We start from the raw sequence: 23,889 nt of genomic DNA on the forward strand, positions 1-23,889 counted from the left end.
CAGCGGGATAATGGAACCGCAGTGTCGGCACGCGCCGACGGTCGAGGAGGACTGACATGTACACTGCGCCGAATCCATGGGAGACCGCGACACATCGTCCTGTCTCCACCGTCGGGAACGGCTGGGGCGCCGCGCTGGTGACGACAGGCCCCGTCCACCAACCGACACAGCCGGCAGCGCGCCGCGGAACCGGGCTGGGCCGGCTGCTCAGGCGTCTCAGGTCCGGGCGGGACACCGGTCGGACCGCCTGAGGCACACGACGATCCGAGCAGCCCTGTAGCGGCCGACGCTCCCGGCGGGCACGATGGAAGCCACCGTCCGCACCGTCGTGGGGGAGGCCCATGGCCGCGAGAGAGACATCCGTCCGGACCATCGCGCTGATCGGCGCCGCAGGCTCGGGGAAGACGACCCTCCTGGAGGCGATCCTGCACCGAGCGGGCGCCATCTCACGACCGGGCAGCGTCGATCGAGGATCCACGGTCTCGGATCACGAGCCGGAGGAGATCGCGCGCGGTCACTCGCTCAACCTGTCGCTCGCGGCCTTCGAGTGGACGACCGATGACGGCGTGCACGCGCTCACCGTCGCGGACACGCCGGGGCATCCCGATTTCGGGGGGGCGGTCGATGCCGCGCTGGCCGTCGCGGATGTCGGCCTGCTCGTGCTGAACTCGTTCGACGGCGTCGTCGCGGGCACGCGCACCGCGGCCGCCGCGGCGGAGAGCGCGCAGGTGCCGCTCATCGCGGTCGTGACGCAGGAGGATCGGGCGCGCGCCGATTTCCGCACGGTCGTCGCGGGCCTCCGTGAGCTTCTCGGCGACGTCGTCTGGCCGATCGAGCTTCCGCTCGGCGAGGAGCACGCGTTCCACGGGGTCGCCGACATCCTCACCGAGCGGGCGCTCGAGGACGACGGATCGGGCGGTCACATCTCCGGCGAGCTGCCCGCCGAGGTGCAGGGGGAGGAGCACGATGCGCACGTCGCCGTCGTGGAGGAGATCGTCTCGCACGACGACGCGCAGCTGGAGGAGTACCTCGAAGGCCGCGAGCCGACGGCCGCGGATCTGGCGCGGACATTCGCCGATGAGGTCGCCGCCCGCGAGGCGGTGCCCGTCGTCGTGTGCTCGGGCGTCACGGGCACCGGGGTCGAGCGTCTGCTCGATCTCGTGTGCACGCTCGCACCGTCGGCGCAGACGCACGACTCGCGCATCGTCCTGGGTGCGGACGGTCCCGGCACCCGGGTGGACGTGGCGTGCGATCCGGGGGGCGAGACACTCGTGCACGCGTTCCGGACGATCGCCGACCCGTTCGTGGGGCAGGTGTCGATGCTCAAGGTGCTCTCCGGGGCGCTCCACCCGAACGACAGACTGCGCAACGCCACCACCGGCGTCGAGGAGCGCCTCACGGGCCTGTTCCGGCTCCGCGGCGCGGATCACGTGCCGGCGGAATCGCTGCGCGCGGGCGACGTCGGCGCGGTCGCGAAGCTGACCGGCACGCCGTCCGGCTCGCTGCTGTGGACCCGGTCGACCGGTGCGGCCCGCCCGCTTCCCCTGCCGGAGCGTCAGCCGCTGTTCGCGGTCAGCGTCGAGCCGGTCTCGCAGGCCGACGACGCCAAGCTGTCGACTGCGCTCGCCCGCCTCGTGTCGGAGGATCCGACACTCGTGGTGGACCGATCCGGCGGTGCCACGGTCCTGCGGGGCCTGGGGGAGGCCCACGTGGAGGTCGCCGTGCAGCGCATGGCGCGGGTCCTCGGGGTCCACGTCACGACGGGTCCCGCCCCCATCGCGTACCGGGAGCGGATCATGCGCCCCGCGACCGCGGAGGGCAAGGTGAAGAAGCAGTCCGGTGGACATGGCCAGTTCGCGCTCGTGCAGCTCGCGGTCTCGCCGCTGCCGGCGAACGCCGGGTACGAGTTCGCGAACTCGGTGGTCGGCGGAGCGGTGCCGAAGGCCTACGTCGCCGCGGTCGAGAAGGGCGCACTCGAGGCCCTGCAAGCCGGTGGCCCGCACGGCCATCCCGTCGTGGATGCACGGGTCGAGCTGCTCGACGGCAAGGCGCATTCCGTCGACTCCTCGGACATGGCATTCCGCGTCGCGGCATCCCTCGCCGTCACGTCCGCGCTGACGGAGGCGGGGACGGTCGTGCTGGAGCCGGTCTCCATCGTCGTCGTGACCGTTCCGACCGAGCTGCAGGGTGCCGTCCTGACCGATCTGTCGGGCCGTCGCGGTCGGGTGAGCGCGACCGAGACCATCGATGACCGTCTGGTCCGACTGACCGCGGCCGTGCCGGACGCGGAGCTGACCCGGTACGTGCTCGATCTGCGATCGCTCACCGCGGGCCGGGGGCAGGTAGCGATCACGCCCGACCGCTATGAGCCCGTGCCGCACGGCGGTGCCGGTGCGCGCTGAACCGCCCAGGGCGCGACCGCGCGTCCCGGGAGCTCAGCGCCCCAGCGCGTAGCGGATGTACGGGAAGGCGTCGACGTGCGCGCGTCGACCGACGAACACGTCGGCGTGCCCGTACCCCGGGATCTCGGTGAGAGAGTGTCGTCCCGGCTGGGCGTCCTCGAGGAAGCGGAAGGTCCGCCGCTGGCTCTCCGGAAGGAACGCCCGGTTGTCGTCGCCGGTCAGCAGAGCGAACCGGGCCTCGGTCCGAGGCGCCGCATCGCCGACGCGGTGGGGGAGTCCCTCGTAGCCGCGCACCATCACGTACCGCCCCTCGCGGGACGACATGGACATCTGCGCGTACCAGCTGAGGGGGATCTTCCCGAACTCGTGCTCGAGCCAGTCGTGCGTCGCGCTGTCGAGGTTCTCGTGGCGCCACACCGCGGGGTGTCCCGATCCCAGAGCGAAGCTGGCCATGTTGCAGCCGGGGTTCCTGCACTCCGGGTGCGCCAGTCGCACGGCGTTCCGGGTGACACGGGGGACGCCCTTCTCGGGGCCGTCGCCCCACGCGATGTCGACGTAGGGCTCACCGGTGCGGAACATGGGCAGGAGCAGACCGAGCTTCACGCGGGCGAAGAGCGGCAGAACCGGATGCAGCGACACCGAGTTCGCGACGATGACGTCCACTTCGGGGACGAGACCTGCGGCGGCGGCGACGCTGAGCGCGACCGCGCCCTGGCAGTGGCCGATGACCTTGACCGTGTCGGAGCCGCTCACGCCGGTGACGTGGCGGACGGCGGCGGGGATGTCGTACAGCGCGACATCGTCGATCGTCCACGGCACCGCGGGGAGATCGATCGAGCCGCGCCAATTGAGCATCCAGACGTCCCAGCCGTCGTCGACGAGGACGTCCACGAGGGATCGGATCGCCGGCGGACGGAACGACTCCGCCCGCATCCCGGCGCCGTGTGCGAGCAGGACAGGACCGCGGGTGGGCGCCCCCGCACCCCGCACACGGATGAGCGTGATGATCGTGCCGTCATCGGTCAGGACGAAGTCGACCTCGTCCCGATGCGTGCTGCGCGTCGTCGGCGACGCGGACGTGCTCATCGGCCCGCTCCGTCCGCGCGTGCGCCGACGGCCGCGCGCTGCGGCGCCGGCTTGAGGTACGCGTCCTTGACCGACTTGGCGAAGAAGGCGCCGAAGCGGGCGATCGAGCCGATCCCGCCCTGGCCTGCGCCCTTGAAGGTCGTGAGCTGGCGCGCGAAGTCCAGTGGCAGGATGCGCAGCATGCCCGCACCCACGACCTCGCCCGAGCCGTCGTCGGCTCCTGCTTCGCCGGGAGCGACGTGGCCCTTCATGATCGTGATGTACAGCGTGGAGGTGTCGGTCCACACATCGAAGCCCGGATCGTCGCGCACGACCTTGAAGCCGTACATCGTCAGGGGTGTTCCCGAGACGTCGTGGAACCACAGGCGGTAGCGCATCTCGCGCGTGTCCTCGCCGGCGGCCACGAACAGGTTGGCCCACCCGCGCACGACGGGCAGCTGACCGCCGAGCAGGTCGCAATCGACATAGCCCTCGGCGGTCGCGGTGTGGTCCTCGCCGGCGACGAACCGCTCGACGTCGGGGGCCGTGATGGTGAGCTTGAACATGAAGCGCTGTGCGAGCTGCCGTCCGTGCTCCCAGCCAGACATCGGGTCGCTGTGGCCGAGAGCCACGAACCCCCGCATCTTCTCGGTGAACTCCATGCCGCGTCCCGAGACCGGGTCGGCCACGTCCGGCGCGGGGGGCGGCGGTGCCACCGGCTCGCCCGCACGGCGGCGCCGGGGCTTGGGCTTCTCGAGCGCATGCTCGACGGCGCGATCGGCCATGGCCGCGATGGTCAGCGACGGGTTCGGCCCGACGGGTCCCGGCACGCCCGCGCCGTCCACGACGTACAGGCCGGGGTGGCCGTACGACTCGTTCCACGCGTCGACGACGCCCTCTCCGACATGGCGACCCATGGGCGCGCCGCCGAGCGGATGGACCGTCACGACGCGCTTGGTCCACCACAGCGGGTTGTCGCGGAACCGGCCGCCGAGGTTCTCGGTGAGCTGCTGCATGGTGGCGCGCATGGCATCGAAGTACGCCGCGCTGGTCGCCGTGGTCCACTCCACGTCGAGTTCGCCGTCGGCGAGCGTGATGCGGCCGTCCGGCGTGTCGCGCCCCATTCCCAGCAGCGGCAGAGAGCTCGACGTCAGCTGCCCCTGGCCGATGAGGCCCGCCACCTCGGCGGAGATCGTCGACTCATTGCGCTCGGACATGCGGTACGCCATGATCTGGCGCACGACGGACGCGGCGCGCTTGATCGAGGACGTCACCTGCGCGGTCTCGATGAGCCAGTTCGTGAACTCCGGGAAGCCGGCCTCCTGAACATAGAAGCCGCGGCCCGCTCCGGCCTCGTCCATCCCGTCGGGTTTGCGAATGGCCGTCGTGATGACGGGGCCATGTGCCGCGTCGATGACGCGCACGTGCCCGCGGTCTGTGACGGTCTTGGCGTCGAAGCAGAACGTGAGCAGATCGCCGTTGCCGCTGAACCGGCTGCCCAGCGCTCTGCCGAGCGCCGGCAGACCGATCCGGTTGCGCAGCAGCAGCGAGGTCGTCCCGAACGTCCCGGCTCCGAGATACAGCTCGTTGCACGTGACCGTGACCTGCTCGCGCGTGCGATTGCCGTCCGCCTCGGCCTCGGTGCCGTACTGCAGGTACCGCACCTCGTAGCCGCCGCCGTCGAGAGGCGTGATGCCGTAGACGTCGGCCAGCGTGCGGATGTCTGCGCCCTTGGCCTTCGCGGCCGACAGGTAATTGTGATCGAGGGTGTTCTTGGACCCCTCGTTGCACCCGATGTCGCACTCGCCGCACAGCCGGCACGTCAGTCGTGTGGCGCCGTGGATGTTGCCGTACGGCGCGTCGTCGATGATCTGCTTGGGCTCGGCGGGGGCCCCCGGACGCGGTGAGAAGGACACCGCCAGCGGCGGGGAGAACGCCTGGAGACCGGCCGCGGCGGCGGCGTCGTGCAGGGCGCGGGACTTGGGCAGATCGGGGTACGGGTTCGGCGTCGGGGTCATCATCGCCTCGACCGCGTCGTAGTGCGGGTCGAGGTCGTGGCGGCCGATCGGCCAGTTCTCGTAGCCGCCGCCCGGCAGCGGCGAGTCGTGGACGAACCACCGCTCGTCCTTGCGCAGCAGCACGTTGGCGTAGATGAGCGATCCACCCCCGAGCCCCGACGAGACGATCGCCTCGATCTTGCGGAACGAGCGGATGTCGAACAAGCCGAACAGCTCGTCCTTGGGCTCCCAGAACGCCCGGCTCATCTCGTAGGGATTCCGGGCGAAGCTGCCGGGCGGATACGCCCTGCCACGCTCGAGGACGACGACCGACCGGCCGGCATCCGCGAGGCGGTATGCGGACACGGAGGCCCCGAATCCGGATCCCACGACGACCGCGTCGACGTGCTCGTGTCTGGCTGCATTCACGGGTTGCGGCCCTCCTTCGGGGTGGTGGTACCCGGCGAAGCACTGGGCACGAACCCCCAGCGGACGGGTGCTGGATCCCGCGACCGTCGATCCGTGCCTGACCTCACGCTATCCAGGCGGGGGACCGGCCGCAATGGACCGATCCGAGTCCGAGCTGACGGAGATGCCGATCCGGACATGCTCGCGCGCATCTGGCGAAGAGGATGGCCCCGGCCGCGATGGCTTCACTATGATGCGGGCAAGACACTGGGGCATTCCTCAACCGAACGGAGCGGGAAGTGAGCAATCCATCGGGCCTGGCCCGCGCGTTGATCCGCTACTACAGTCGCGTCAATCGGAAGACCCCGTGGTTCCGGCTTCCCTTCGTGGTGAGCATCGTCAACCTCATCGCGCTGCGCGACCAGCTCCGAGCCGACAACCTCGTGGACACCCGGACACCCGGCGACACCGGGCGCACGCCGGGAACCACGCTCGAGGACGCCCAGGAATCGGACCGCCGGTTCCGCAACGCCGACGGTGCCTACAACGATCTGTCCGATCCCGACATGGGGCGGGCGGGCACCCGGTTCGCCCGCAACGTCGCTCTGGACCGCGCGTGGCCCGACACCGAGCACCTCCTCACGCCGAATCCTCGCGAGATCAGCCAGAAGCTCATGCGCCGCGACAGCTTCACGCCGGCGACGTCGCTGAATCTGCTGGCGGCGGCGTGGATCCAGTTCCAGACGCACGACTGGTTCGCCCACGGGCGCGAAGACGAGGATCCCCTCGAGGTCCCCCTGCCGCCGCACGACGGCTGGTTCGAGGATCCCATGCGGATTCCGCGGACGAAGCAGGACACCACGCGCACGCCCGCCGACGCGCATCTGCCGCCGACGTACATCAACAGCCAGTCGCACTGGTGGGATGCCTCGGCCATCTACGGCAGCTCGGAGACGCGCCGCAGCCAGGTCCGCAGCCACATCGGCGGCAAGCTCCGTCTGCAGGACGGGCATCTCCCGCTGGACCCGGCGTCGGGCGTGGCGATGACCGGGTTCAACGAGAACTGGTGGGTGGGGCTCGGCATGCTCCACACGCTGTTCACCCTCGAGCACAATGCGATCTGCGACGCCCTCCATGCCGCCCACCCCGACATGACCGAGGACGAGCTGTTCGGAACGGCGCAGCTGATCGTCTCGGCGCTGCTCGCGAAGATCCACACCGTCGAGTGGACACCCGCGATCATCGCGACACCGGTCATGAACACGGCCATGCGCGCGAACTGGTGGGGGCTCGCGGGGGAGCGCATCAGCCGCCGGTTCGGAAGGCTCAGCAAGAGCGACGTGATCAGCGGCATCCCCGGCTCCGAGCACGATCATCACGGTGCGCCGTATCAGCTCACCGAGGAGTTCGCGGCGGTGTACCGCCTGCATCCGCTCCTTCCGGAACGGCTGGATGTTCGCTCGCGCGTCGACGACCGACTGCTGGACGAGATGGAGTTCCAGGAGATCATCCTGCTCAACGCCCAGCGCGTGCTCCAGGGGGAGCAGGACGTCGCCGACCTGTGGTACTCGTTCGGCACGCAGCATCCGGGCGCGGTCCAGCTCCACAACTTCCCGCGCTGGATGCAGGACATCACGCTCCCCGACGGGACGCGCCTGGACCTCGCGGCCCTCGACATCCTGCGCGACCGCGAGCGCGGGGTGCCCCGCTACAACGAGTTCCGCCGACAGCTGCACCTGAGGCCCGCGGCGTCATTCGACGAGCTCACCGACGACCCGGTGTGGGCGCTTCAGCTGAAGGAGATGTACGGCGACGTTGAGCTGGTCGATCTGCAGGTCGGCATGCACGCCGAGACCCCGCCGCCCGGGTTCGGGTTCAGCGACACCGCGTTCCGGGTGTTCATCCTGATGGCCAGCCGGCGCCTGAAGAGCGACCGGTTCCTCACCGAGTGCTTCACGCCCGAGTACTACACCCAGACGGGTCTGGACTGGATCGCCGACAACACGATGATCTCCGTGATCCTGCGTCACTTCCCTGAGCTCGCGCCCGCGCTCGAAGGCGCGACGAACGCCTTCGCCCCGTGGAAGAACGTCGGCGGCTCACGCTGACGAGAAGGAGTGAGATGACCGCGAGCGAGAGAGCGCGATGATGGCCCGCCGCCGCAAGCCGCTGCCGCCCGGCCGCTTCGGCCTGCCGTGGCTCGGCGAGACGCTCGCGATCGTGCGCAGCAACCACGGGTTCTACAAGGACCGCGTGGCCGCGTACGGGCCGATCTTCAAGACGCGCCTGTTCGGAAACGACTTCGTCATCTTCTCGGGGCACGAGGCGTTCCACACCTTCGCCACCGACCCGCGCATCGTCCGCGGCGACGCGGACCCGGTGTCGGCCGAGCAGATCTTCATCCACTCGCTCGCGCTCATCGACGGCGAGGAGCACCATCTCCGCAAGGCGCTGATGCTGCGCGCCGTCGGCTATCGGTCGGCGATCGGCTCGTACCTGCCGCGCATGCAGGAGCTGATGCAGGAGACCGTCGACCGCTGGACGACGACGGGCAGCGCCACCGTCAAGGACGACCTGCAGCGCTTCGCCGCGCGTCTCACCGCAGCCCTCTACACCGGAGACGAGTCGGACGCCGCCGTGCAGGAGCTCGACGAGCGGCTCGCCGACATGCGGGAGGCCTTCATGACGCTCCCGATCCCGATCCCCGGCACGAAGTACGGCAAGGCGATCGCGGGGCGCAAGCGCGTCGACGAGATCATCGACGACGCGCTGCGCCGCCACCTCGACGGCGGGTACGACGACATCGTCTCGCGCATGATCGCAGCGGCGCAGGAGGCGGGCGTCCCCGTCGACGACCTGCGCGGCGATATCCGTCATCTCATGTTCGCCGGCCAGGGCGGCTTCTTCGTGCCCCTGACGCTCACCACGATGATCCTCGGCCAGCGCCCCGACCTCATGGCGAGGGCGCGCGCCGAGGTCGCGGCGATCTCGCCCGAGGGGCCCGTCACGATGGACCAGATCGAGCGGATGGAGTACCTCGAGCAGATCTCAAAGGAGGTCCGCCGCTACTTCGCCATGAACTCCGCCACATTCTTCGGACGCGTGACCGACGAGATGGAGGTCGGCGGGTTCCGGATCCCGAAGGGCTGGGGCGCGATCGGCGCCATCCACGTCAACATGCGCAGCCCCGAGGTCTTCGACGATCCCGAGAGGTTCGATCCCGACCGGTTCGAGCCGGCCCGCGAGGCCGCCCTCGAGCCGGGCAGCTACGTTCCGCACGGCGACGGCCAGGCGACGCACCACCGCTGCCCCGGCGAGAACATCGTCACCGTGGCGACGAAGCTGTATCTGACACTGCTCCTGCGCCAGGCGACGTGGAGCATCCCCGACCAGGACCTCACGCTCACCAACGAGCTCTTCCCGCTGCCCGAGAGCGGACTGCGGGCCACATTCACGCACGAAGTCCCGGCGACCGTGGGGGAGTGACATGCACACCACGGCGGCCGGGCCAGGACTTCACTCGGCATCCGTCAACCGTCGGGAGGCATCATGGTCAATCTGATCGAACTCGCCCGGGTCCAGTACTCCGGTGTCAGGCAGGCGATCACCCGAACGCCCGCCGAGGTCGGCCTGGAGTACGAGGACGTGGCGTTCCCGGCGACCGACGGGGTGATGCTGCGCGGCTGGTTCATCCCCGCGGACGTCACGCCGGCGCCGACGGTCGTGTGGGTCCACGGCTGGCCGTGGAACAGGCTCGGCAATGTGGCCGGCCAGGTGCCCTGGTCCGATCGCGACGTCGACTTCCTGCCGTGCACCAGAGGCCTGCACGACGGCGGGTTCAACGTGCTGATGTTCGACCTCGCCAACCACGGTGAGAGTGACGCGCGGCCGCCGCTCACCTACGGCGAATGGGAGTCGCGCGACGTGGCCGGGGCGATGGCCTTCCTCCGCGCACGCGAGGAGGTCGTCTCGGACCGCATCGGCGCGATCGGGACGTCGGCCGGCGGCAGCACGGTGCTGTATGGAACCGCCGCCGTCCAGCCCATCGGCGCGCTGCTGGTGGTCCAGCCGACGACGGTGCGGGTGTTCCGCGACAACCTCGCGCGGGATCTGCTCGGCGGCATCGGACCCGTCTTCGCGCGCACCCTGTCGGTGCTGTACTGGCTGCGCGGCGCGCCGTCGCCCGGGAAACACGACCCGGCCGTTCCCGCGCGCGACCTCGGCGACACCGTGGTCCAGTACGTGCAGGGCACCGGCGACCAGTGGGGCACGATGGCCGACGTGGAGCGCATGGAAGCGGCCACGCCCCGATCGCTGGGCATCATCGCCTACCCCTCCGAAGAGCGCTACGGCGGCTATCAGTACATCAACACCCATACCGACGACGTCGTCGAGTTCTTCCGCCGGTACGTCTGACGTCCCCCTTCGGCCGCGCGCCGAGCCGCACCACCCCGGCTCAGGGGTGCCAGAGCGCGTCGTGCGCAGCCTGACGACTGTACTGCTTCGGATCGAAGTAGCGGTCGTAGTACTCCAGTTCGAGGTGGGAGAACTGCAGGAACATCCCCGGGCTGTAGAACGCGTCCACGTGCGCAGGGAACCGCCCGTACGTGTCCCAGATGTAGTTGCACGTGTCCTTGACGTACTGGATCGGCTTCGGGCCGAACTTGGTCCCCTGCTCGAGGTATGCCCTGGCGTCGGCACGATCCCGGTACGAGCGCGCCCAGATCTCCTCGTTCCCGTAGCCCGGGCCGCTCTGCCCGTACTTCATCTCGACGACGCGATCCACCGCCTCGTCCATCGATGCGACGTAGGGCGGTGTCAGGCTCTCGAGGATGCCATCGATCCCGACCGGGTTGGGCTGCGAAGCGGGCACGGGCGGCCACGACCGGTGCTTCTTGGGCTCCTCCATGCGGAACCCGAGACCGTGCCAGCCCTTGGACGGGTTCCGCTGCCAGATGTAGGGCGGGAACACCGAGCCGTGGATCCAGCCGCCCAGTCCCATCGCCTGACCCGCGAGCATGAGGTTCTGGAAGTAGAAGAACGCCTCGTAGTCGGTGCGCAGGGCGCCGCCGAAGCCGAGCGGAGCGCTGCTCGCCGGGCTGACGAAGCCGTTGCGGACCCACTTGAGGCCGCCGACCGGCTGGTACGGGATCTTCTCGGTCAGCCCGAGGCCACCGCCGATCTTCGCGGCCCACTCCACGAGACCCTTCGGCCGGAAGGGCTGCCAGTCGTCGAGGAAGATCGGCCGCTTCCCGTCCGGCTCACACGCGAGGATGATCAGCGCGTTGATGTACTGCCACGTGCAGTCGACCACCGGGAAGAACACCGTCGTCCCGGGCGCGTTCGACGCCTGCGCGTTCCACCCCAGGTAGTACGGCCACTCGCGCGGGAACTCCAGCCGCTTGTCCGAGACGCGGACGAGGGCTTCGTCGGCCGCCGTGAGCCAGTCGGCCTCGGTCCACTGCGACCAGGACGGCGGCAGCTCGGCGGCGAGCTCGAGGGCCCGCTGCGGGGTGGGGGTCTTGATCAGGAAGATCCCGTCGTCGTTGATCATGAAGAAGGACGTCGCCTGCGCGTTGTCCGCGCTGCTGGCCGTCCGCGCCAGGATGTTCAGGAAGGGCGTTCCGAGTTCGGGGGCCCCGTTCGGCTTCGTCAGGGGGCCGTCGTGCGTCGTCGAGCCGGTGATGCCCGCGATGACGGTAACCAGGATCGCTTCTTCGAGTTTCGTCAGCGGCGCCGGCTCATTGTGGCTCACATGACCCACCGGACCTGCGTCGACCGAGAAGCCTCTCGGAATCCTGCGGGTGCGTCGCTCTGTCAGCGCCGAGAACAGGGGGTAGCTGAACAGATCCGCAAGCGCCGGATCCTGCGTCGCGGTCGCGCCGGACGGCTCATCGACGGTGGTCATGTGCACTCTCCTGATCAGTTGAAGCGATCGAGCTCGGCGGTGATGAGGGGGTAGACGTCGCGCGCGGCATCCTTCCCGATGAAGCAGTCCATGTGCGCGTACCCCGGAATCACGTGCCGGGTGTAGAACTCCGGACCGTTGCGCTCGCGCAGGAACTCGTACGTGAGGCGGCTGCCCTCGGGGACGAAGAGCCGATTGTGCTCGCCGTGGATGAACGAGATGGGCAGAGCGAGCCCGGTGACGTCGTCGAGGTAGTCGTGCTCGCCGTCGAGGCTCACCGCGTGGTCCTCGCGCATGATCTTCGTGATCTGCCGGAACGTCGTCATGTTCGCCACCCCGAAGGCCTCGTCGAGATGCGCGTGCGTCTCCTCGTTGAGGTGGTCGTGGTCGTAGACCTCGCCGTACATGAACATGACCCGCCGGCAGAACGGTCGCTCGCATTCCTCCTCGCCGGCCGGATACAGCGCCAGCGCCCTCTCGTACAGCTTGTCGAGCCACGACGGGTCGTCGTCCTCCTCGGTGGTGAGCGTGTCGATGCCGAGGGCCTTCATGACGCTGGCGGCGTAGATGCCGGAGCGGAACTCGTTCAGCGCGCCGCCGCGGGGGTGCAGCGTGACCTGCGAGGCCACGGCGGAGCGGACGCCCTGCAGACCCAGTCCCAGCGACATCAGCAGCGTGAGCGATCCGATGCAGTGGGCGACGACCTGCACCGACTCCGCGCCGGTGATCTCGCGGACCTTCGCGACGGCCGCCGGGTAGTCGTACTGCGCGATCGCGTCCAGCGAGAACTGCGTGCTCGCCGAGGCCAGATGCGGACTCGCGCGGTACTCGAAGATCCACACGTCGTACCCGTGCTCGTACAGGTACTCCGGGAAGTTCGTGTCGGTGGTGTCGAGCGTGTACGCCACCGCGGACGTCCCGAAGCCCGGCGTCAGGATGACGGGACCGCGCGTGCCTCCCTCGAACCGGGTCAGCCGCACGGTGACGTCGTCCTCGGTGACGATGTCGTACACCGTTGGTTCGCCGCACCGCAGCGGGCGCCGAACCCGCTCGGTCGTTCCGGGCGGGACCGAAGTCCCGGTTACTCCATCGCCCATGTCGACCCCCACCTGGTTGTCGTGCTCGCGTGCAGTGCCCCCGAGGCTCCCCGGCGCTCGGGTTGGGCTCAGCATATTGCAGGCACCCTCGCCGCGTCACCGGTCCGGCGCGACATCGCCGTCGACGCCACTAGACTGTGCGCATGGAACCGGGCCGGATGTCTCTCGCGACCGTCGTCGTCGCGGTCACCGGCACGCGAACGCTCGGCGCCTGAGCGGGCGGGACGCCAGCAGCGTCCGAAGCTGAGCACGAACCGCGCTCGCGCGCCGATCGCCGCGCGCGCGCCCGGGTAGCCTTGATCCGAGCCATCCCCAGGAGTTCCCTTGACTGACGTCGCCATCCCGTCGGACGTGTCCTACCCCGCCGACGGCTTCGCCCTCTTCCCCGACCGCTCCGTCGTCGCGCTGCGCGTGAACGGCGCGCTGAAGGACCTCGCCACCGTCGTCGATGAGACGGATGCCGTCGAGCCCGTCACCGTCGGCAGCGCCGACGGTCTGGACATCCTGCGCCACTCGACAGCGCACGTGCTCGCCCAGGCGGTGCAGCGCATCAGGCCCCAGGCCAACCTCGGCATCGGCCCGCCGATCCAGGACGGCTTCTACTACGACTTCGGCGTCGACGACCCCTTCACCCCCGACGACCTCAAAGCGGTCAAGAAGGAGATGGAGCGCATCGTCCGCGAAGGGCAGCGCTTCGTCCGCCGCGTCGTGACCGACGAAGAGGCTCGCGCCGAGCTGGTCGACGAGCCGTTCAAGCTCGAGCTGATCGGGCTGAAGAGCCCGGCGGCGGGCTCGGGCGGCGTCTCGAACGTCGAGGGCGCCTCGGTCGAGGTCGGCGCGGGAGAGCTGACGATCTACGACAACGTCAACCGCGACGGCGAGACGGTGTGGCGGGACCTCTGCCGCGGTCCCCACGTACCCGGCACCCGCATGATCGGCAACGGCTGGGACATCACGCGCGTCGCCGGCGCGTACTGGCGCGGCAGCGAGAAGAACCCCCAGCTCCAGCGCATCTACGGCACCGCGTGGCCGACGAAGGACGAGCTGCGCGCCTACAAGACCCGCCTCGAGGAGGCCGCCAAGCGCGACCACCGCAAGCTGGGCCTCGAACTGGACCTCTTCTCGTTCCCGGACGAGATCGGTCCCGGCCTGAGCGTGTTCCACCCCAAGGGCGGCATCATCCGCTACGAGATCGAGCGCTACATGCGCGAGCAGCTGCTCGCCAACGGCTACGACGTGGTCAACACGCCCCACATCACCAAGGGCGACCTGTTCATGACGAGCGGGCACCTGCAGTGGTACGCCGACGGCATGTACCCTCCGATGCACCTGGACGCCCTCCACGACGACGAGGGCAATGTCACGCGCCAGGGGCAGGACTACTACCTCAAGCCGATGAACTGCCCGTTCCACAACCTGATCTTCCGCTCGCGCGGCCGCAGCTACCGCGAGCTGCCGCTGCGCCTGAGCGAGTTCGGGTCGGTGTACCGCTACGAGAAGAGCGGCACGCTGTCGGGCCTGACCCGCGTGCGCGGCATGACGCAGGACGACACGCACATCTACGTCACGCCCGACCAGGTCAAGGACGAGCTCACCCGCAGCCTCGACTTCGTCCTCCAGACGCTGCGCGACTACGGCCTGAACGACTTCTACCTCGAGCTGTCCGACAAGGAGGAGGGCAACCCGAAGTTCATCGGCGCCGACGAACTGTGGGCCGACGCGACCCAGACGCTGCGCGAGGTGGCCGAGGCGTCGGGACTCGAGCTCGTGCCGGACCCGGGCGGAGCGGCGTTCTACGGTCCCAAGATCTCCGTGCAGGCGCGCGATGCGATCGGGCGGACGTGGCAGATGTCGACCATCCAGCTGGACTTCAACCAGCCGGAGCGCTTCGAGCTCGAGTACACCGGCCCCGACGGCGCGAAGCACCGTCCCGTGATGATCCACCGCGCGCTCTTCGGCTCGATCGAGCGCTTCTTCGCGATCCTCGTGGAGCACTACGCGGGCGCCTTCCCGGTGTGGCTCGCGCCCGTGCAGGTCGTGGGCATCCCCGTCGCGGAGGAGTACGCGGACTACCTGGACGACATCGTCGCCCGCCTCCGCGCCAGCGGCGTGCGCGCCGAGGTCGACCACTCCGACGACCGCATGCAGAAGAAGATCCGCACCCACACGACCCAGAAGGTGCCGATCCAGCTGATCGCGGGGGAGCAGGACCGCTCGGGCGGCACCGTGTCGTTCCGCTTCCGCGACGGGACGCAGACCAACGGCGTCCCCGTCGACGACGCGATCGCGCTGATCCTCGGCGCGATCGAGGGCAAGGCCCTGGTCGACACGGCCGAGGACCTGGCGTGACCAGCCCGCAGGGCTCCGCCGGCGCCCCCGGCGACGGGGTCCGGGGGGAGCCGGGACTCGCCGACGCGGCCTCGTTCGCCGGTGTGCCCGACGAGTTCCAGCGCCTGTGGACGCCGCACCGCATGGCCTACATCCGCGCCGGCGCGGACGCGATGCGGGCGGACTGCCCGTTCTGCGCGGCACCGGGCAAGGACGATCCCGACGGTCTGATCGTGCACCGGGGGAGCACCGCCTACGTGCTGCTGAACCTGTTCCCCTACAACTCCGGCCACCTGCTGGTGTGCCCGTACCGTCACATCGCGACGTACGACCAGGCCACGGACGAAGAGGTCGCCGAGATCGGCGCGCTCACCCAGACGGCGATGCGCGTGCTGCGGCAGGTGTCGCGGTGCGAGGGCTTCAACATCGGGATGAACCAGGGGGCCGTGGCCGGTGCGGGCGTCGACGAGCACCTGCACCAGCACGTCGTGCCGCGCTGGGGCTCCGACGCGAACTTCTTCCCGATCATCGCCCGGACCAAGGCACTGCCGCAGCTGCTCGGCGAAGTGCGCGAGGCCGTCGCGCACGCCTGGCCGAGCGACTGACGCCGCGCACGCCCTCCTCGGAACAGGAGATCTCGCAGACACAGGAGACATGTCCGCGAGATCACCTGTTCTCGCGAGATCACCTGCTGCGGCGCGGCGGCGCCGCGACCATCCGGCTCAGCGGACCTTCGTCACGGCGAACTGCATGCGCGGGTGGGCGTAGGCCTCCTGCGACTCCACCAGCTGCAGCTCGCGCTCGCCCGACTCGTGGGTGCGTGCGAGGAGGTCGAACACGCTCGAGGTCGTGCGGGCGAGCGCGTCGGCGGCATCGCCGGTCGCACGGTAGTGCGCCGTGAAGAGCGCGGCCGTGACGTCGCCGGATCCGTTCGCCTTCATGGGGATGTGCGGGGTCTGCACGATCCAGGCCCCGTCGCCGGTCACAGCGAGCATCTCGATCGTGCCCTCCGGGCGGTCGGGACGCTCGACGCTCGTGACCAGCACGGTCGACGGGCCCATGTCGCGCGCGCGGTCGGCCGCGGCGAGCGTGGACTCCAGATCGTCCGGCTCGGTGCCGGTGAGGAATCCGAGCTCGAACTGGTTCGGCGTGATGATGTCGGCCGCGGGGACGACGCGCTCGCGCAGCAGCACCGGGATGGCCGGGGCGACGAAGCATCCGCTCTTGGCGTTGCCCATGACCGGGTCGCACGCGTACACCGCGTCGGGGTTGGCCTGCTTGACGCGCGAGACCGCGTCGAGGATGACGTCGCCGATGCCCTCGCCGCCCTGGTAGCCGCTGAGGACGACGTCGATCTGCGACAGCACGCCGCGGTCCTCGATGCCCTGGATGACGTCCCGCACGTCGTCCGGCGCGATGAGCGGCCCGCGCCACGCGCCGTAGCCGGTGTGGTTCGAGAAGTTGACGGTGTAGACCGGCAGCACCTCCACTCCGATGCGCTGCAGCGGGAACACGGCGGCGGAGTTGCCGACGTGGCCGTAGGCGACGGCGGACTGGATGGAGAGGATCTTCATCGGACGATCATCGCATCCCGGTGAGCTCGGCCCCGCCATCGGTGCGCGACGGCGCTCCGGCGGCGGTGTCGACGGCCGCCGCGAGATCGTCGGCGAGCCGCTCGAGGTCGCGGTCGTCGAGGTCGTGCACCGTCAGACGCAGGCGCCGACGGGCGTCGTCGCCCGCGAGCTGGAACTCATCGCCCCCGCGCGCCAGCCAGCCGCGCCGCATCAGCAGCGGCGTGACGTCGCGCGCCGCGACCGGCAGCCCGACCCACACGTTCAGGCCGTCGCCGTCGGCGACCTCGAGCCCGCGCGCACGGAGCATCCGCGCGAAGGCCGCATTGCGTTCGGCGTAGTGCGTGCCGGCCGCCTCGATGCGCGCGAGCACGTCGGGGTCGCTCATGAGCGCGTGCGTGAGGCGCTGGAGCAGGTGGCTGACCCACGTCGTGCCGGGTGTGAGGCGCATCGCGAGGCGGTCGGCCGTCTCGGGATCGGATGCCGTGACGGCCAGGCACATGTCGGGGCCGAGGAACTTCGACACCGAGCGCACGCGCGCCCAGCGGCGGTGCGCCGGACCGATGATCGAGTGGAAGGGCCGCTGCGACAGCGCCGAGAAGTGGTCGTCCTCGATGACGAGCACGTACGGATGCTCCGCCAGCAGGTCCCGCAGGGCGGCCCCCCGCTCTGCCGACAGGCACGCTCCCGTCGGGTTCTGGGCGCGCGGCGTGCAGACGACGGCGCGGACGCCCTCCTCGAGCGCGGCGCGCAGCCCCGCGACGGTCATCCCCTCGTCGTCGACGGGCACGGCCACCGGGCGATAGCCCGCGAGGCGCACGGTGTGGATGCTCGACAGGAAGCACGGATCCTCGAGCGCCACGGCGTCCTCGCGCGTGAGCGACTGGCCGAGCAGTCGCTCGACGGCGTCGGCGGCGCCGCTGGTGACGGTCAGCCGTGCGGCGTCCTCGTGCGCGGGGCCCGAACCCATCCAGGTGCGCGCCCATTCCTCCAGTCCCGGGTCGATGACGGGCTCGCCGTACAGGACCGGGCGCCCGACGATGCCCGCCAGCGCGCTGGAGGGGTCGGGGATGAGCGAAGGGTCGGGGTTGCCGGTGCCGATGTCGCGGAGCACGCTGTCGGGCGCGTAGCCCTCCTGCGCGACCGGGGCCCGGTCGGCGACGCGCGTGCCGCCGCGGCCGAGCGTCACCAGGACGCCGGCCTGCGTGAGGTGCCGGTAGGCGGCGACGGCGGTGTTGCGGTTGACGCCGAGGCTCTCCGCGAGAGCCCGCACCGAGGGCAGCGCGTCGCCGGGCCGCAGATCACCGCGCTCGATGATCTCGCGCAGACTGTCGGCGATCTCCGACGCTGATCCGCCGCGGATGTGAACCTCCATGACGCGCCTGCCTTTCCGCACTCCGTCGGGGGTGCGAGACCATGCTATCTTTTGGCCTAGGCCAAAACCGCGATTGTTCGCGCCAGTGTGTGCGACACCGTCCCCGAAGGAAGAACCCGTGAGCACAGCCGAGACCGGATCGAGCCGCGTCAAGCGCGGCCTCGCCGAGATGCTGAAGGGCGGCGTGATCATGGACGTCGTCACCGCCGAGCAGGCGAAGATCGCCGAGGACGCCGGCGCCGTCGCCGTCATGGCGCTCGAGCGCGTTCCCGCCGACATCCGCGCCCAGGGCGGCGTCGCGCGCATGAGCGACCCCGACCTCATCGACGACATCATCGCGTCGGTCTCGATCCCGGTCATGGCCAAGGCCCGCATCGGGCACTTCGTCGAGGCTCAGGTGCTCCAGGAGCTCGGCGTCGACTACATCGACGAGTCCGAGGTCCTCTCGCCCGCCGACTACGTCAACCACATCGACAAGTGGGGCTACACCGTGCCGTTCGTGTGCGGCGCCACCAACCTCGGCGAGGCGCTGCGCCGCATCAACGAGGGCGCGGCGATGATCCGCTCCAAGGGCGAGGCCGGCACCGGCGACGTCTCCGAGGCCACGAAGCACATCCGCAAGATCACGAGCGAGATCAACGTGCTGCGCTCGATGACCAAGGACGAGCTGTACGTCGCCGCCAAGGAGCTGCAGGCGCCCTACGAGCTGGTCGCCGAGATCGCCGAGACCGGCAAGCTCCCCGTCGTGCTGTTCGTCGCCGGCGGCGTGGCCACGCCCGCGGATGCCGCCATGATGATGCAGCTGGGCGCGGACGGCGTGTTCGTCGGTTCGGGCATCTTCAAGTCCGGCAACCCCGCCGAGCGCGCCGCGGCCATCGTCAAGGCGACGACGTTCTACGACGACGCCAAGGTCGTCGCGGACGTCTCCCGCGGCCTCGGCGACGCCATGGTGGGCATCAACGTCGCCGACCTCCCTGCTCCGCACCGCCTCGCCGAGCGCGGCTGGTAGCGGCGTCTATGGCGACCCGCCCCCGCGTCGGCGTCCTCGCCCTCCAGGGCGACGTCCGTGAGCACCTCCGCGTGCTCACGGACCTGGGCGCCGACGCCCAGCCCGTGCGCCGCCCGTCGGAGATCGCCCAGATCGACGGTCTCGTGCTCCCCGGCGGGGAGTCGAGCGTCATCGACAAGCTGTCGCGCGCGTTCGGCATGCAGCAGCCGATCCGCGACGCGATCGCCGCCGGGCTCCCCGTGTACGGCACATGCGCCGGCCTGATCCTCCTGGCAGACCGCATCGTCGACGGCATCGCCGGTCAGCAGACGTTCGGCGGCATCGACGCCACGGTGCGCCGCAACGCCTTCGGCAGTCAGGTCGACTCGTTCGAGACCGACCTGGACGTCCCGGTGCTCGGCGATCCGCCCGTCCACGCGGTGTTCATCCGCGCGCCGCTCGTCGAGACGGCGGGCCCGGATGCCGAGCCGCTGGCCGTCCTCGACGACGGTCGCGTCGTCGCGGTGCGGCAGGGGAACCTCCTGGGCACCTCGTTCCATCCCGAGGTCACGGGGGAGCACCGATTCCACGCGCTCTTCCTCGACACGGTGCGCTCGGTCTGAGACGCGTCCCGTCGGCCGGTAGATTCGGTGCATGACGATCAACGACTGGTGGCGTGATCGGCCCGAAGAGCGCTATTGGATGATCGCCCCCTCCCGCGGCATCGTGGGCGATGCTCTCATGGCACCCGTCGCCGCGGATGACCGGCGCTTCGAGTGGTCCCACGAGATGGTCGGGTTCACCGAGCCCGGAGACACGCTGTTCGTGTGGGATCGCACGCTCCCGGTCCCCGGCATCGGCGCATGGGGCCGCATCCTCGGCCCGCTGACGCAGACGACCGCGACGCGCCGCGGCGAAGAGGTGCTCCAGTGGCGGATGCCGGTGAGCGACACGCTGCGGCTCGCCTCGCCCATCACGCTGCCGGCCCTGAGGCGGATCGGCAACGAGATCGTCGCGATCCGCGACGACGTCGAGGCGCTCACCGACGGGCCGGTGTACTTCCCCTTCATCGGATCGCCCGACACGCTCGCCCCCGCCCCGGCGTACATCGCCAAGCTCCCGCGCGACCTGGTGGCGCTGCTGTCGTCGCGCTTCGGCTTCGAGTTCGCCCTCTGACGGCGAATAGACTGGAACGCATGTCCGGACACTCCAAGTGGGCCACGACGAAGCACAAGAAGGCCGTCATCGACGCGCGCCGTGCCAAGTCGTGGGCCAAGCTCATCAAGAACATCGAAGTGGCTGCGAAGCTCGGCGGCCCCGATCTCGCGGGCAACCCGACCCTCTACGACGCCGTGCTCAAGGCGAAGAAGACGTCGGTCCCGAAGGACAACATCGACCGCGCCATCAAGCGCGGTGCGGGCATCGGCGGCGAAGCCGTCGAGTACACCTCGATCATGTACGAGGGCTACGGCCCCAACGGGGTGGCGCTCATGATCGAGTGTCTGACCGACAACAAGAACCGCGCCGCGGCCGAAGTGCGCACCGCCCTCACCCGCAACGGCGGCACGCTCGCCGACCCCGGCAGCGTCGCCTACAACTTCACGCGCAAGGGCGTCATCGTCGTGTCGGGCGAGGAGACCACCGAGGACGACGTCATGCTGGCCGTCCTCGAGGCGGGCGCCGAAGAGGTCGAGCCGCACGCGCAGGGCTTCGAGGTCATCACCGAGGCGACCGATCTGGTCGGGGTGCGCACCGCCCTGCAGGACGCCGGCATCGACTACGAGTCCGCCGACGTGGAGTTCGTGCCGAACCTCAAGGTCGAGATCGACGCCGACACCGCGCGCAAGATCTTCCGTCTGATCGACGCGCTCGAGGACAGCGACGACGTGCAGAACGTCTTCAGCAACTTCGACCTCTCGCCCGAGGTCCAGGCCGAACTCGAGGACGACGGCGACGAGTGACCCTGCGCGGGCGCGCCTTCACCGGCGGGCCCGCGCGTCCGCCTAGCGTGAAGTGGTGAGTTCCTCCCGCGACGGCATCCAGCGTGTGCTCGGCATCGACCCGGGCCTGACCCGGTGCGGTGTGGGGGTCGTCGACGTCCGCCCCGACCGCACCGCGACGCTCGTGCACGTCGGCGTCGTGCGCTCGGCTCCGGACGCCCCGATCGAAGACCGCCTCGCGGCCATCGCGCGTGGGATCCGCGATGTCGCGGATCTCCACGCCCCCGACGTGGTCGCCGTCGAGCGCGTGTTCGCGCAGCACAACCGCCGAAGCGTCATGGGCACGGCGCAGGCCAGCGGCGTGGCCCTCCTCGTCGCGGGCGAACGCGGGATCCCCGCCGCCACGCACACACCCAGCGAGGTCAAGGCGGCCATCACCGGCTACGGCTCGGCCGACAAGCGCCAGGTGCAGACCATGGTCGCGCGCATCCTTCGACTGGACACGCTGCCGTCCCCGGCCGACGCGGCCGACGCTCTGGCGCTCGCCCTCTGCCACGCGTGGCGCGGGCGCGGTGCCCAGGCGCCGACGGGGGTGGCGCTCACGCCCGCCCAGCGCGCGTGGGCCCAGGCCGAGCGCGGCGTGGGGCGCTGAGCGTGTCGCTCGAACAAACATCCGAAGCGGGCCGTAGGCTCGCAGCATGATCTCGTCAGTCCGAGGCGCCGTCCTCCACCTCGAATCCGACGCCGTCGTCGTCGACGTCGGGGGAGTGGGCCTGTCCGTCGCCGTCCCGCCGCAGATCGCCCGCAGCGCGCATGTCGGCGACCAGATCACGCTGCACACGAGCCTCATCGTGCGCGAGGACGCGCTGTCGCTGTACGGCTTCGAGGAGCGCGGACAGCTGACGGTGTTCTCGCTGCTGCTGGGGGTGACCGGCGTCGGGCCGAAGTCGGCGCTCGGCGTGCTGTCGTCCCTCACGGTCGGCCAGATCGCCGACGCGGTCGCCGCCGACGACGATGCGCCCTTCCGCCGCGTGTCGGGCATCGGGCCGAAGACGGCCAAGCTCATCGTCGTGCAGCTGGCGGGCAAGCTCCCCTCGGCCGGCCCCTCGGCCACGGCTTCGGCCGCCACCGGAGCGGGGTCCGACGTGTCGTCGCAGGTCGTCGTGGCCCTCACGGGTCTCGGCTGGACCGAGCGCGTCGCCGCTGAGGCCGTCGCCGGCGTCGCCGAGGGCGCGTCGCCGGTGGATCGCGCATCGGTTCAGGCGCTGCTGCGGCTGACGCTCGCGGAGCTCGGACCGGCCCGCAAGGAGACCGTCGGTGGCTGACGCGCGCGAGGTCGGCGACGCCGTCGACGACACCGAGCTCGCGATCGAGGGAGCCCTGCGTCCGACCTCTCTGACCGACTTCGTCGGCCAGCAGAAGGTGCGCGGCCAGCTGCAGCTCCTGCTCGACGCGGCCCGCATCCAGCAGCGGCCGGCGGACCACATCCTGCTGTCCGGCCCGCCAGGGCTCGGGAAGACGACGCTGGCGATGATCGTGGCGCACGAGAGCGAGCGTCCGCTGCGCCTGTCGAGCGGTCCCGCCATCCAGCACGCCGGGGACCTCGCCGCGCTGCTGTCGAGCCTGACACCCGGAGAGGTGCTGTTCATCGACGAGGTGCATCGCATGGCGCGCTCGGCCGAGGAGATGCTGTATCTCGCGATGGAGGACTTCCGCATCGACATCATGGTCGGCAAGGGCGCGGGAGCCACGAGCATCCCGCTCGATCTGGCGCCCTTCACGCTGGTGGGAGCCACGACGCGGTCGGGCCTGCTGCCGAATCCTCTGCGCGACCGGTTCGGCTTCACCGCGCACCTCGAGTACTACGAGCCCGTCGAACTCGAGCGCGTGATCGAGCGGTCTGCCGCGATGCTGGGCGTGAAGGTCCCACCCGACGCACGCGCCGAGATCGCCCGGCGCTCCCGCGGCACGCCCCGCATCGCCAATCGGCTGCTGCGGCGCGTGCGCGACTATCTCATCGTGCACGGCGACGGTCATGCGGCCGACACCGCCGACGTGGACGCGGCCCTGGATCTGTACGACGTGGACGCCATCGGCCTCGATCGGCTCGATCGCGCGGTCCTGGACGCGCTGGTGCGCCGCTTCCGCGGCGGCCCCGTCGGACTCGGAACCCTGGCGGTCACCGTCGGCGAGGAGGCGGAGACGATCGAGTCCGTGGTCGAGCCCTACCTCGTGCGCATCGGATTCATGGGGCGCACGCCCCGTGGGCGGATCGCCACGCGCGACGCCTACCGGCACCTCGGCGCACCCGTCGCCGACTCGGTGCTGGAACTCGATGACCTATAATCGCTGGAGGCCTTCGCCTGAACACCTCCCTCCCCGGCAGCGCCGCTCTGGCGCGGGCCGCACCCGAAAGGCGCCAACTCTTCCATGAGCTTCGAGGAATTCATCGGCCAGTACGGCCTCATCGTCCTGCTGGCCGGACTTCTGGTCTTCATGTTCTGGAGCTCGCGCCGGCGCATGCAGAAGCAGAAGCACGAGCAGGAGGAGCGCGCGCGCCAGACCGTCCCCGGGGCGGAGGTCCTGATGCAGGGCGGGCTGTACGGCACGATCGTCAGCTACGACGCCGACAACCTCGATCAGCCGGCACTCGTGGAGATCGCGCCCGGCGTCGAGATCAAGGTGCACAGCCAGGCCATCCTGCGCGTGGTCGGCCCCAACCCCGTCGACGAGGCCGAGGAGATCGCGGACGACGCCTCGGACGCCGACGCGGACGACAAGCCGAACGCCTGAACAACCGCCCATTCGGG

20 protein-coding genes are annotated in these 23,889 nt (G+C 70.2%); 14 read left to right on the forward strand and 6 right to left on the reverse strand.

Features of this window, described 5'->3' with window-relative positions; genetic code table 11:
* The first annotated feature begins 341 nt into the window (after positions 1-341).
* Positions 342-2,402 (forward strand): elongation factor G, encoded by a 2,061-nt coding sequence (locus P0L94_04985; protein WES65422.1) that lies wholly within the window; start codon positions 342-344, stop codon positions 2,400-2,402.
* Between the two features lie 33 nt (positions 2,403-2,435).
* Here P0L94_04985 and P0L94_04990 read toward each other — a convergent pair whose 3' ends face one another.
* Both P0L94_04990 and P0L94_04995 read right to left on the reverse strand, forming a co-directional pair.
* Entirely contained in the window at positions 2,436-3,488 is a 1,053-nt protein-coding gene (locus tag P0L94_04990; protein WES65423.1) for an alpha/beta fold hydrolase, read from the reverse strand.
* On the reverse strand, positions 3,485-5,893 hold the full coding sequence (locus tag P0L94_04995; GenBank protein ID WES65424.1) for a GMC family oxidoreductase: 2,409 nt from the start codon (positions 5,891-5,893) through the stop codon (positions 3,485-3,487). Before P0L94_04995 ends, P0L94_04990 begins: the two co-directional genes overlap by 4 nt.
* 278 nt (positions 5,894-6,171) lie before the next feature.
* Here P0L94_04995 and P0L94_05000 point away from each other — a divergent pair, with 278 nt between their 5' ends.
* The 3 genes from P0L94_05000 to P0L94_05010 all read left to right on the forward strand — a co-directional run bounded on the left by P0L94_05000 (position 6,172) and on the right by P0L94_05010 (position 10,288).
* Positions 6,172-7,980: a peroxidase family protein gene (locus P0L94_05000; GenBank protein WES65425.1), complete on the forward strand. Its 1,809-nt coding sequence runs from the start codon at positions 6,172-6,174 to the stop codon at positions 7,978-7,980.
* Positions 7,981-8,017: 37 nt separating this feature from the next.
* Positions 8,018-9,358 carry a cytochrome P450 gene (locus P0L94_05005; GenBank protein WES65426.1) on the forward strand — a complete coding sequence of 447 codons (1,341 nt, stop codon included), beginning with the start codon at positions 8,018-8,020 and terminating at the stop codon, positions 9,356-9,358.
* 63 nt (positions 9,359-9,421) lie between these two features.
* Positions 9,422-10,288: an alpha/beta fold hydrolase gene (locus P0L94_05010; protein WES65427.1), complete on the forward strand. Its 867-nt coding sequence runs from the start codon at positions 9,422-9,424 to the stop codon at positions 10,286-10,288.
* A gap of 40 nt (positions 10,289-10,328) precedes the next feature.
* Here P0L94_05010 and P0L94_05015 read toward each other — a convergent pair whose 3' ends face one another.
* Both P0L94_05015 and P0L94_05020 read right to left on the reverse strand, forming a co-directional pair.
* Positions 10,329-11,780, reverse strand: coding sequence for a hypothetical protein (locus tag P0L94_05015; protein ID WES65428.1), 1,452 nt, complete (start codon positions 11,778-11,780; stop codon positions 10,329-10,331).
* Between the two features lie 14 nt (positions 11,781-11,794).
* Complete coding sequence (locus P0L94_05020; GenBank protein WES65429.1) at positions 11,795-12,793, reverse strand: hypothetical protein; 999 nt, start codon at positions 12,791-12,793, stop codon at positions 11,795-11,797.
* A gap of 408 nt (positions 12,794-13,201) precedes the next feature.
* On the opposite strand from P0L94_05020, the gene thrS reads away from it, so the two are divergent.
* Positions 13,202-15,226: a threonine--tRNA ligase gene (thrS, locus tag P0L94_05025; GenBank protein ID WES65430.1), complete on the forward strand. Its 2,025-nt coding sequence runs from the start codon at positions 13,202-13,204 to the stop codon at positions 15,224-15,226.
* A gap of 83 nt (positions 15,227-15,309) precedes the next feature.
* On the forward strand, positions 15,310-15,810 hold the full coding sequence (locus tag P0L94_05030) for an HIT domain-containing protein (GenBank protein ID WES66293.1): 501 nt from the start codon (positions 15,310-15,312) through the stop codon (positions 15,808-15,810).
* A 117-nt stretch (positions 15,811-15,927) separates the two neighbouring features.
* Here the strand turns inward: P0L94_05030 and pdxY are convergent, their stop codons facing one another.
* Entirely contained in the window at positions 15,928-16,779 is an 852-nt protein-coding gene (pdxY, locus tag P0L94_05035; protein WES65431.1) for a pyridoxal kinase PdxY, read from the reverse strand.
* 7 nt (positions 16,780-16,786) lie between these two features.
* A complete protein-coding gene (locus P0L94_05040) occupies positions 16,787-18,151 on the reverse strand; it encodes an aminotransferase class I/II-fold pyridoxal phosphate-dependent enzyme (protein ID WES65432.1) in 1,365 nt (454 codons plus the stop codon).
* Between the two features lie 118 nt (positions 18,152-18,269).
* Here P0L94_05040 and pdxS point away from each other — a divergent pair, with 118 nt between their 5' ends.
* From pdxS to P0L94_05080, 8 genes are all read left to right on the forward strand, one after another.
* Entirely contained in the window at positions 18,270-19,160 is an 891-nt protein-coding gene (gene pdxS, locus P0L94_05045; protein WES65433.1) for a pyridoxal 5'-phosphate synthase lyase subunit PdxS, read from the forward strand.
* An 8-nt stretch (positions 19,161-19,168) separates the two neighbouring features.
* The gene (pdxT, locus tag P0L94_05050; GenBank protein ID WES65434.1) at positions 19,169-19,762 is read left to right on the forward strand and encodes a pyridoxal 5'-phosphate synthase glutaminase subunit PdxT; all 594 of its coding nucleotides are present in this window, start codon (positions 19,169-19,171) and stop codon (positions 19,760-19,762) included.
* A 31-nt stretch (positions 19,763-19,793) separates the two neighbouring features.
* Complete coding sequence (locus tag P0L94_05055; GenBank protein ID WES65435.1) at positions 19,794-20,315, forward strand: hypothetical protein; 522 nt, start codon at positions 19,794-19,796, stop codon at positions 20,313-20,315.
* A gap of 20 nt (positions 20,316-20,335) precedes the next feature.
* Positions 20,336-21,100 (forward strand): YebC/PmpR family DNA-binding transcriptional regulator, encoded by a 765-nt coding sequence (locus P0L94_05060; GenBank protein ID WES65436.1) that lies wholly within the window; start codon positions 20,336-20,338, stop codon positions 21,098-21,100.
* A gap of 55 nt (positions 21,101-21,155) precedes the next feature.
* A complete protein-coding gene (ruvC, locus tag P0L94_05065) occupies positions 21,156-21,731 on the forward strand; it encodes a crossover junction endodeoxyribonuclease RuvC (GenBank protein ID WES65437.1) in 576 nt (191 codons plus the stop codon).
* Between the two features lie 46 nt (positions 21,732-21,777).
* Positions 21,778-22,404 carry a Holliday junction branch migration protein RuvA gene (gene ruvA / locus P0L94_05070; GenBank protein WES65438.1) on the forward strand — a complete coding sequence of 209 codons (627 nt, stop codon included), beginning with the start codon at positions 21,778-21,780 and terminating at the stop codon, positions 22,402-22,404.
* Positions 22,397-23,425 carry a Holliday junction branch migration DNA helicase RuvB gene (gene ruvB / locus P0L94_05075; protein WES65439.1) on the forward strand — a complete coding sequence of 343 codons (1,029 nt, stop codon included), beginning with the start codon at positions 22,397-22,399 and terminating at the stop codon, positions 23,423-23,425. The genes ruvA and ruvB overlap by 8 nt, the downstream gene beginning before the upstream one ends.
* An 84-nt stretch (positions 23,426-23,509) precedes the next feature.
* Positions 23,510-23,872, forward strand: coding sequence for a preprotein translocase subunit YajC (locus tag P0L94_05080; protein ID WES65440.1), 363 nt, complete (start codon positions 23,510-23,512; stop codon positions 23,870-23,872).
* Positions 23,873-23,889: the final 17 nt, after the last annotated feature.

Origin of the sequence: Microbacter sp. GSS18 (genome assembly GCA_029319145.1) — a bacterium.
Lineage (GTDB): Bacteria > Actinomycetota > Actinomycetes > Actinomycetales > Microbacteriaceae > Microbacterium.